The sequence below is a fragment of the Magnetospirillum moscoviense genome (genome assembly GCF_001650635.1).
Taxonomy (GTDB): Bacteria; Pseudomonadota; Alphaproteobacteria; order Rhodospirillales; family Magnetospirillaceae; genus Magnetospirillum; species Magnetospirillum moscoviense.
Genome location: NZ_LWQU01000205.1, coordinates 1 through 9,310 on the forward strand (window position 1 = coordinate 1; position 9,310 = coordinate 9,310).

Consider the following 9,310-nt stretch of genomic DNA (forward strand, 5'->3'; position numbering starts at 1 on the left):
CTGTGGGAGACCATCGACCTGCTTCTGCTGGGTAAGGTCGTCTTCATGGATGCCTATCGTGGGCTAATGGATCACACCGCGGGTCAGGCGGTTCAAAACCGGATTGTTGAGGTGGCGGAGCGCGTTCCCGGGGTCAGGGGCGTCATCCATCTGCGGGCCCGCTATGTGGGCCAAGACATCTGGGCCGACATGATCATCGGCGTCGATCCCGAGAACACCGTGGAACAGGCGCATGAAATTTGCGAGGCGGTGCAGGCCGCCGTCTGCGGAAAGATACGCCGCATCGAATCCTTGCATGTCAGCGCGGAGGCGCGGGAAGCCGGTGATACCAGCAAGCCGAGTTTCTCCGAGGAGCCTCTGAGTTTCGACGAGGTCATGCTGTCCAAGGTGGATAACTAGGTGGTTGGATTTTTCACCCTCGCCGTGTTCATCGCGACGTTCGCCGTAATCTATCGGTGGGCGGAGGGCAGCCATCTGGCCGTTTTGGCCGGAGCAGCGGTGTTGGTGGTGATTGGAACCATCAGCGGCACCTACACCCCGCGTATGGCCGCGCAGTCGATTTATTTCGAGACCCTTGCGTTGATCTTCGGCATGGCCGCCATCTCCGCTCTTTTGGCCCGATCCGGCGTCTATGCCTATTTGGCGGCCGGGACGGCGGAATTGTCGCAGGGCCAGGGGCGCTGGATTCTGGTGATGATGGCTTTGGTGACCTACGGGATTTCTTTGGCCAGTAACAGTCTTGTCACAGTGGCCGTAGTCGTTCCGGTTACGCTGACCGTATGTTTCCGCACTGGAATTGATCCGGTACCGGTGATCATTGCTGAGATTATCGCCGCCAATCTGGGTGGTTCCTCGACCATGATTGGCGATTTTCCCAATATGATCCTGGCCTCGGCAGGCAAGCTTCATTTCAATGATTTCATCGGTGGAATGATGCCGGCCTGTCTGATCTTGCTGGCGGTGACGTTCTTGTTTTTCGAGTACCGCCTGGGCGACTGGAAGAAGGCGGAAATTCCCGTGGATTTAGCCTGGGTTAGAGGCGAGCAGCTACGGCACAGCGATATCGACCATCGGCTCCTGCGCTATGGGCTGATCATTTTTTTCATTACCGTCGTTGGGTTGGTTCTGGCGGGACCGCTGAAGGTTCGGCCGGGCTGGATCGCCTTTGTCGCCGGTCTCACGGCGCTAGCGCTGGGGCGCTTCAAGGACGAGGAATTCTTTTCCGCCTGCGGCGGCAGCGATATCTTGTTCTTTGGCGGATTGTTCGTGATGGTGGGAGCGTTGACCTCGGTCGGGATTCTCGATTGGGCCGTGGCTTGGCTTGAAGGCGTTACCGCCGGGCATGACCGCGTAAGAGCCATTCTGCTGATGTGGATGGCGGCGGGCGTGACCATTTTCGTCGGCGGCGGCACTTCCGCCGCGGTTTTCGCCCCGGTGGCGGCGACGCTTCGCCTGGACGGCGATGGGCAGGCGGCTTGGTGGGCGCTGGCCCTCGGCATCATGGCCGGCTCGTGTGCTGCGCTATCGGGCGCCACCGCCGGTGCGTTGGCCATGAACCAGTATTCCGGCTTCGTGAAGCGGCACCCGGAATTGGCTTCGGCTGCCGCCGCGGGATTGCAATTCACCCATCGGGAATATGTCCGTTGGGGATTGCCGCTGATGGGGATTTTTTTGGTGTTGTCGACCGTGTACATCGCCGTTCTCGCAGGATGACCGATGACGACAGGAACTCGAATGAACGTGGAAAGCGGCCATGATTGAAATTGGCGAGACCATGGGTGATCAGCCCACCAACAAAATCGTCTTTTGCGAGCGGTCGTGGAAAACGCCTGTCTCCATCCTGGCGTTCCTGATCCTAGTGACTTTCGCCTGGGGGGCCTATCTCCTCGACAACTACGACGAGGACGACTACTTCCGTGGTAGCGACGATATGTCGGTTGGCCAATTCCTGGTCCGCAACGTTGCCATGCCTGATGTGCAGCGGCTGTACTATACAGTACCGCCGGCGGTGGTCGGTGTGGGCGGCGGCGGCGTCAATGCCGGTCCCATCGCTTCGGGTGCCATCGTTGGCGCCAATGGCTATGTCATTACGACCCTGCATTCCGTCGCCAATGTTCCGGACATCACGGTCCAGGTTGCCACCTCTGCTGGAATCCGTCGGTTTCCCGCCCAGGTGGTCAAGACCATTCCGGGCCATAATCTCGCGCTGCTGAAGATGCAGACGACCGAGAAGTTCTTGCATTTCCGCATGGCAAACATTCAAACCGTGGTCCCCGGCCAGCAGGTTTTCGCCTTCGGTCGCAACATGGCCGGTGCGCCACTGGTACGGCAGGGCATGGTGCAATCCTCCGATGCTCCGCTGGCGGTGGGGACCACTCAGATCACCCATCTGCTGCGTTCCGACGCGGTCTATAGCTGGGAGCAGACCGGCGGGCCTCTGGTCAATGCTCGGGGTGATCTGGTCGGTATCAACATTGCCGCAACCGGTCCCACCGGCAAGGTCGAGGGCTTTACCGTTCCTGCTCAGGTGATCGTCTCCCATCTTCAGGACGTCGTGCGATTCAAGACCGGTGCCGCCGCGGGAGTTGCTCCTCCCGCGGCCCAAACTGTGGCCATGGGATCCTCTAGCTGGTGGTCTAAGGCCAAGGCGGTGGTCGGAGGGCCGACCGCCGTACCGGGAATGGGCATGAATGTGGTGCAAGGGACGGTGACGACCGGGATTCCCTCGGGCATGCCGTTTATCGATACCGACCATGTGGGGGGGGCCAAGATCGGGGGATATTCCATCGCCGATATTCTCGGCCTAGGCATGCTTGCCCTGGCGGCCGGTGTCACGGGTGGCATGATGACCATGGGCGGCGGAGTGCTTCAGGTCGCTGGCATGATGGTCTTCTTCGGCTATGGCATGTATCTGATCCGGCCGGTGGTCTTCCTGACCAATGTTGTGGTCTATGGCGCAGCGGCGCTTCGCAATGATAAGGCCCAACTGGTTCAGTGGGACAAGGTGAAACCGCTGATCCCTTGGGGCGTCGCTGGCGTGGTCATCGGTTATTTCATCGGTAACGCCATCGGAGATTCCGTGGTGGGCGTGCTGCTTGGTCTCTTCGCCCTGATCATGGCAGGCAAGGCGGTGTTGGAAATTCTGCAACCCAATGCGGGGGAGGATACGGCTGAAGCCATTGCTGCCGCCGAGGCTGGCGATGAGATGGACGAACTGATGGCTCTGGCGGAAGGTACAACCAGGCCCAAGACCAGCGGCATTGCCTTGCCGGAGGGGCCGACCCGTTCAGCGGTGCTGGGGCTGCCCATGGGCCTGTTCAGCGGCATTCTCGGGATCAGCGGCGGCGTCATCGAGGTTCCGTTGCAGCGTTATATCGGGCGGATCAGTCTGCAGAACGCCATTGCCAACAGTTCGGTCCTGGTGTTCTGGGCCTCGGTCGCCGGTTCGGTGGTAGCCTTTATTCATGGCGGCACCACCGGTCTTATCCATTGGGAGGCTCCGGTAACATTGGCGCTGGTGATGATCCCAGGTGCTTATGTTGGCGGCATTCTCGGCGCTCGGTTGATGCGGGTGTTGCCTGTCCGGGTGCTTAAGGGCATCTATGCGGCGACCATGGCCGCTATCGCCATCAAGATGCTGACATCGGTGTGATGAACATGGTTTTGGGATTGGCAGGGAATGAATAGCAAACTCGTCCTGCTGGCGGTGGGAGTCGTTGCTGCACTGGTGCTTGTCATTGGGCGGCAGGGGGGCGTCGTCGCTCCTCAGTCGACCAGCGTTTCGCCTCAGATGTCGGCTGCGGCTCCGGTCGCTGCCCCGATTGCTTTTCCGCAGGCGACCAATGTGGCCATGGCGGTGGAGCCCATGGCCGCGGCGGGTGGTGCCGTGGCTGCCATGGAGTCGCCCTTGCCCAATTTCGTTCCGCGCAATCTCAAGGTGTTCGAAGGCCATTGGCAGGGCATGGACGGACGGCTGATGACCGAGGAACTGGCCCGAAAGCTGAACTATCCTCGCGGAGTGCAGGGCGTTCTGTTGGGCGAGGTTACTTTGAACGCGGCGTTCAGCGGCCTTTTGGGGGGCGATGTCGTCGTTCGGATCGATGACACTCCAGTCACGAATATGGAAGATTTCCAGGCAGCTAGCCGCAATGTGGCGAACCGGTCCGAGGCGCGGATCAGCGTGATCCGTAAGGACAACCGTCCCGGCGCCCCGGTCTTGCGCAAACTGACCGTTGTTTTGCGCGCGGCCGAAGGCGGTTTGGGCTTTGCCCAGTTGGAAGGCGCACCCATGATCCTTCCGGGCGATCCTCGGCCCCATGGATATCGCGGCGCCTGCACCGATTGCCATCCGGTAGGCCAGGGATTCGAATTGTCGCCAGATCCCGATCTCATCAGCCTGCCGCCTCCGGCCATAACGCGTGATGCGGTTACCCGGGGCGTCAGTTCCCACGAAGTTCGTGGCCCGTGCGAAGCTTGCCACGTGATAAATTAGTCAGAGCCACCTGATTAGGATTTTGGAGAACAGTATGTCTAGCAAGCCGTCGGATATCCTTGATGAAGTTACCCTGTATGCTCACTACGGCCTATCCGTGGCGAAGAAGCTCGGTGCGAATATGGTCGACGCTTTCCGGTCGGCCTTTTCGGTCAATGACGACATTCGTCAGGTGTATTACCGCGATAAGGGCATCTCTCACGCCAAGGCCGGCCGTTATTCCGAGGCCGTGGTGATGCTCGAGCAGGTTTACGATGCCGATGCCTTCGACGTGGAAGTGGCGCTGCATTTGGGGATCGCCTACGTTAAGACCGGGACCGTGGATCGTGGCACCGAGTTGCTCGAGCGCTCCCTCGCCGATGCGCCGGACAACATCAAGGTCGCGACCGTCCTTGGCCTGACCTATGTGCAGGTGCAAAAATATGATTTGGCCGTGCCTCTACTGGTCAAGGTGGCGGAAGCCAATCCGGTGAATTTCAATGTCCGCTTCCGTCTCGGGGTGGCGCTGGATAATCTGGGCCGCTTTGACGAAGCCATCGACAGTTTCAAGATCGCTTTGGGGCTGCGTCCCAATGAAGGCAAGGTGCATCGCGCAATCGCGTACAGCTACGAGCAGATGGGCTCGCACGAAGAGGCCCTGCCGCATTTTAAGAAGGCCAATGAACTCGATGAGCGTTCGGCCGTCTAAGCGGTCGATGTAGAAGGTCTCATCGAGATGACGATAGCAACGAGGCGGATATGGCAGTAAGCGATGCGGATGCCGGTTCGGTCGATAAGGTCGAATTCAGTACCCTACAGCGGGTCAAGCAGTCGGAGGAACTGCTGGCCCAATTGTATGTGGTTGAGGAATCGCCCCGGCGCATGGGACGGGGACCGGTGCAACTCATGCTGGCAGTCTCGGTGCTGTCGCTGGTTGCCTTCATCACCACCTTGCTGATGCGCTATAACGCCTTTGTCATCATCTACGAGGATGCCCAGGCCAAGCGCTCCAATTTCGAGGTCATGATTCAACGCCGCGACAATCTGTTTGGCAATTTGGTCAAGTTGACGCTGAATCATGCCGCTTTGGAACACTCCATCTTCTCTCACACTTCCAACAAGCGTATGGAGTCCGTGGAAGCGGGCAAGGGCGGCCCGGTGGGTTCGGCCATCGAGCAATTGATGAAGCAGGGCGGAATCGGAAAATTGCTGGGCGATGGCGGGGCCGGCAAGGCCCTGTTGGGGGCCGATGGTGGTTTCGGCAACGCGCTGGGGCGGCTGATGGCCATTGTCGAGCAGTATCCCAATGTTCAGTCGGCGGAAACCTACAAGCATATGATGACCTCGCTGGTGGATATGGAAGACCGGATCGCCAGCAAGAGGGAGGAATATAACGCAGCTGCCGCGACCTATAATGTGGAAATCACCAAGTGGCCGTGGGATTATCTGGCAAGGATCACCGGGTTCAAGCGCGTGGAGTATTTCCACGAAAAGCCTGCGGGCGACACGCCGATCATTACGCCGCAGATTTTCCAGGAACTACTGCCTCTCACCCATTCCCAGGAGTCCAAGAAATGATTTGGACAGCAGTGATCAAGGGAAGTGCCTTGGTAACCTTTGTGCAGGGCGCCATGGCTCTGGTGGACAAGGTATTTGGCGAGGAAATTCTGCCGCACCGCATCTATAGCAGCGGTGAAGCCGCCCAGTTGCTGGGAATGGAACGGCTGCAGGTGCTTGAGCTGGTCCGGGCGGGGACGATCAAGGCGAAGAAGGTTGGTGATAATTATCGAATTCTGGGCTCTAATCTTGTGGAATACATGAACCGATGAAGTTCGAAAACTGCAGAGACTGCCGGGAAGAGGTCGTGTGGTGGGCGTTCACCGCCGATATCTGCATGACCCTTTTCAAAGGCATCTTGGGGCTGATGAGCGGCAGCGTCGCTCTGGTGGCCGATTCGCTGCATTCGGGTGCCGATGTGGTCGCCAGCGGCGTGACCCAGCTGAGCCTGAAGATATCGAATAAGCCTGCGGATGAGCGCTATCCGTTCGGATACGGAAATATCCAGTACATCTCGTCGGCCATTGTGGGGTCGCTGCTGCTGATCGGCGCCAGCTTCCTGATGTATGGGTCGGTTGTTAAGTTGATTTCTGGCACATACGAGGCGCCCAGCATTTTCGCAGCCTTGGGCGCGTCGGTGACGGTGATCGTCAACGAACTGATGTATCGCTACCAGATCTGTGTCGGCAACGAGAATAACAGCCCGGCCATCATCGCCAATGCTTGGGACAACCGTTCGGACGCCATTTCCTCAGCGGCGGTGATGGTGGGAGTGATCGCCTCGGTGATCGGTTTTCCCATCGCCGACACCATCGCTGCGATCGGTGTGTCGGCCCTGGTCGGCCGCATCGGTCTGGAATTGATCGGAAAGGCGGTTCACGGCCTGATGGACAGTTCCGTGGATACCGAACTGTTGCAGACGGCCTGGCAGATCGCCACGGATACGCCGCTGGTCCACAGCATCTATTTCCTGCGTGGACGCCATGTGGGCGAGGACGTGCAGTTCGATATCCGTCTGCGCGTCGATCCCAATTTGCGGATCAAGGACAGCTCGATGGTGGCCGAGGCGGTACGCCAGCGCATCCAGGAAGAAATCCCTCACGCCCGCGATATCCGCCTGTTCGTCAGCCCGGCTCCCGCCGCCGTGACGGTCCGGGTCTGATCAGGAGAGGGGCATCATGGACTTTCGGCCAGATCAAGTGGTAGCCCGGATCCGGGGCGCGGTGGAAGGCGCTTTGACCGCTCAATCCGTGCTTGGAATCGGGGGCGCCCTAGTCTTGATTCTGGTTGTTATAGCCCTGCTTCCCGATCGCTTTACCCGTGGGGGAGGCAAGACCGCCACCGCCGTGTCCTCTGGCGCCGCGCAGGCCCTTCCCGCCGCCTTGCCCGGGTTATCCCCCTTCACGCCAGCCAAGCCCCTGCAGTTCAGCGGGCGCGTCACCCAGGTCGCCAGCATCGGCAATGATGTGGGCTGGGGGCAGGTCCATGTCTGGATCGACAACGGTACAGGGGCCTTGCAGGAAATTTCGGTGGCGCCGCAATCCTATCTCAACCAGATCGGCTGCCCGTCCTTTGACGGGGCGCGGATCAGCGGCATTGGTTTCTTGTTCGATTCGGGACGTCCCAATGCCGAGCTTTACGCCAAGTCCGTTCTGGTGGGGGGGCGGACATGCAAGTTGCGCGATGACGAGGGTTTGGCGCTGTGGATGACCGTGCAGTGAGCCATATGGGACAGAGAGGGTGAGAATGGGTGCGCCAGGGGGCGGCCGTCGCTGGATGACCTTGATCTCGATCACCTTGCTGATGGTGGTCGGACTGGGACTCTATTGGGATAAGCTGTCCCTCTCCGCCGGCATCTCCCCCGCCACATCGCCCCGTCGGGCGGAGGGGCTTTTGTTGGGGCGGCTGCCCTTGCCCATGGAGCCTTCGATCCTGTCGCCGCTGGAGCAACTCATTGAGCCGCCGCTTCAGTACAAGCTGATGACCATTCGTCATATCCCGCCGGTAATGCCGGGGACAGGCATGCCCCATCCCTATGTGGGGGATTGCATCCAATGCCATCTGATGGTCGGTGGCCCCGCTGCCGGATCACAGTTCAAGACGCCCTATGGCGCCGTACTGGAAAACCTGTCGCGTGTCCACAAACTGGGGCCTCCCATTCTTCCCACGACGCGCCAGCCGCATCCGCCTGCCGGGCGCTGCATCAAGTGCCATGACATTGTGGTCAAGGTGCCCGTGGAAAAGAAGTCCGGCATTAAATGGCTGTTGTAAGCGCCGGTGTCGTCCTCCGCTGAACAGGGGCTGTGTGGAAGATGCGGATCGCCGCAATCATCAATGCGCGTGCCGGAACCGTGCTTCGGATGTCGCCCTCCGCCATGACGGAGCGACTATCGGCCGTTTGGGGCTCGCTTGGGCAAGATGCCGCGATCATTCTTGCCGAAGGTAAGGACATGGGGCGGATGGTCCGGAAGGCTTGCCGCGATCCCGACATACGGGCGATCATCATCGGCGGCGGTGACGGATCTCTGTCACGGGCTCTCGAACATGTGCTCGCAAGCGGCAAAACGCTGGGTGTCCTGCCCCTGGGCACCATGAACTACATGGCGCGTCAGATCGGAATGCCGTTGGATCTGGCCCAGGCGGCGGTGACCTTGGCGGGAGCCGTCCAGACTCCCATGGATGTGGGACGGGTCAATGATCGTTATTTCCTTATCCGAGCCTGTTTCGGCGCCTTTCCCGAATTCATTCAGTCGCGCGACCGGGTCCGGCGCAAGGAGGGAAGCTTTCTTGAAGGCGCCCTGGCCGGATTGAGCGGAGTGGCGCGGCGCTATCGGATTGTGGAGGCGGAATTGTCCAGCCCAGGGGGGCGCGCCCGGATCGCCACAAGCTTCCTGATGATTTCCAACAATCTGTGCCGGGATTCCGACCCGTTCCTGCTGGAGCGTGAACGGATGGATGGCGGAACCCTGGGGGTTTATGTGGGGCGCAGCACCGGACCGGTCGGGCTCATGGAACTGGGACTTCAGGCCGCTATGGGGCGGTGGGCCAGCAACGAGGCCCTGTTCCAGGGTGAGATGCACTGGCTGGAGGTTCAAACCGAACAGCGCAAGCCGCTGATTTCCATTGATGGCGAGGTGGAGAAAATGGAAGGTCCCTTCCGCTTCGACATTCTGCCCGGAGCGCTTTCCATGCTGGTTCCGAAATAATACCGGCGAACCTACGAAATGACCTGCTGGACCCAGGGCTGATAGCAGAGGCTTTTGACCCTGTCGCTGTCGGCGA

At 59.9% G+C, this 9,310-nt stretch carries 11 protein-coding genes; all 11 read left to right on the forward strand.

Going from position 1 to position 9,310, the window contains the following annotated elements; translation table 11 throughout:
• Nucleotides 1-399, forward strand: a 399-nt coding sequence (locus tag A6A05_RS19270) for a cation diffusion facilitator family transporter (protein WP_281193810.1), incomplete at its 5' end; no start/stop codon positions are given.
• Complete coding sequence (gene mamN / locus A6A05_RS19275) at nt 400-1,713, forward strand: magnetosome biogenesis transporter MamN (RefSeq protein ID WP_068504735.1); 1,314 nt, start codon at nt 400-402, stop codon at nt 1,711-1,713.
• A gap of 40 nt (nt 1,714-1,753) precedes the next feature.
• Nucleotides 1,754-3,652 carry a magnetosome protein MamO gene (gene mamO / locus A6A05_RS19280; RefSeq protein ID WP_068504737.1) on the forward strand — a complete coding sequence of 633 codons (1,899 nt, stop codon included), beginning with the start codon at nt 1,754-1,756 and terminating at the stop codon, nt 3,650-3,652.
• Between the two features lie 27 nt (nt 3,653-3,679).
• On the forward strand, nt 3,680-4,492 hold the full coding sequence (gene mamP / locus A6A05_RS19285; RefSeq protein ID WP_068504739.1) for a magnetosome magnetite formation protein MamP: 813 nt from the start codon (nt 3,680-3,682) through the stop codon (nt 4,490-4,492).
• A 34-nt stretch (nt 4,493-4,526) separates the two neighbouring features.
• Complete coding sequence (gene mamA, locus A6A05_RS19290) at nt 4,527-5,180, forward strand: magnetosome protein MamA (RefSeq protein ID WP_245644386.1); 654 nt, start codon at nt 4,527-4,529, stop codon at nt 5,178-5,180.
• Nucleotides 5,181-5,230: 50 nt separating this feature from the next.
• Nucleotides 5,231-6,049 carry a magnetosome protein MamQ gene (gene mamQ, locus A6A05_RS19295; protein ID WP_068504743.1) on the forward strand — a complete coding sequence of 273 codons (819 nt, stop codon included), beginning with the start codon at nt 5,231-5,233 and terminating at the stop codon, nt 6,047-6,049.
• Nucleotides 6,046-6,300, forward strand: coding sequence for a magnetosome protein MamR (gene mamR / locus A6A05_RS19300; RefSeq protein WP_068504745.1), 255 nt, complete (start codon nt 6,046-6,048; stop codon nt 6,298-6,300). The genes mamQ and mamR overlap by 4 nt, the downstream gene beginning before the upstream one ends.
• Complete coding sequence (mamB, locus tag A6A05_RS19305) at nt 6,297-7,190, forward strand: magnetosome biogenesis CDF transporter MamB (RefSeq protein WP_068504747.1); 894 nt, start codon at nt 6,297-6,299, stop codon at nt 7,188-7,190. The genes mamR and mamB overlap by 4 nt, the downstream gene beginning before the upstream one ends.
• Before the next feature lie 16 nt (nt 7,191-7,206).
• On the forward strand, nt 7,207-7,749 hold the full coding sequence (gene mamS, locus A6A05_RS19310; RefSeq protein ID WP_068504748.1) for a magnetosome protein MamS: 543 nt from the start codon (nt 7,207-7,209) through the stop codon (nt 7,747-7,749).
• A 55-nt stretch (nt 7,750-7,804) separates the two neighbouring features.
• Nucleotides 7,805-8,299: a magnetosome protein MamT gene (mamT, locus tag A6A05_RS19315; protein WP_082911089.1), complete on the forward strand. Its 495-nt coding sequence runs from the start codon at nt 7,805-7,807 to the stop codon at nt 8,297-8,299.
• A gap of 41 nt (nt 8,300-8,340) precedes the next feature.
• Nucleotides 8,341-9,234, forward strand: coding sequence for a lipid kinase MamU (mamU, locus tag A6A05_RS19320; RefSeq protein ID WP_068504751.1), 894 nt, complete (start codon nt 8,341-8,343; stop codon nt 9,232-9,234).
• Nucleotides 9,235-9,310 lie beyond the last annotated feature (76 nt).

Excerpts from the sequence above, each read along its gene's own strand:
- mamO (WP_068504737.1), top strand. The coding sequence starts at position 1,754 with ATGATTGAAATTGGCGAGACCATGGGTGATCAGCCCACCAACAAAATC.
- mamP (WP_068504739.1), top strand. The coding sequence starts at position 3,680 with ATGAATAGCAAACTCGTCCTGCTGGCGGTGGGAGTCGTTGCTGCACTG.
- mamA (WP_245644386.1), top strand. The coding sequence starts at position 4,527 with ATGTCTAGCAAGCCGTCGGATATCCTTGATGAAGTTACCCTGTATGCT.
- mamQ (WP_068504743.1), top strand. The coding sequence starts at position 5,231 with ATGGCAGTAAGCGATGCGGATGCCGGTTCGGTCGATAAGGTCGAATTC.
- mamR (WP_068504745.1), top strand. The coding sequence starts at position 6,046 with ATGATTTGGACAGCAGTGATCAAGGGAAGTGCCTTGGTAACCTTTGTG.
- mamB (WP_068504747.1), top strand. The coding sequence starts at position 6,297 with ATGAAGTTCGAAAACTGCAGAGACTGCCGGGAAGAGGTCGTGTGGTGG.
- mamS (WP_068504748.1), top strand. The coding sequence starts at position 7,207 with ATGGACTTTCGGCCAGATCAAGTGGTAGCCCGGATCCGGGGCGCGGTG.
- mamT (WP_082911089.1), top strand. The coding sequence starts at position 7,805 with ATGACCTTGATCTCGATCACCTTGCTGATGGTGGTCGGACTGGGACTC.
- mamU (WP_068504751.1), top strand. The coding sequence starts at position 8,341 with ATGCGGATCGCCGCAATCATCAATGCGCGTGCCGGAACCGTGCTTCGG.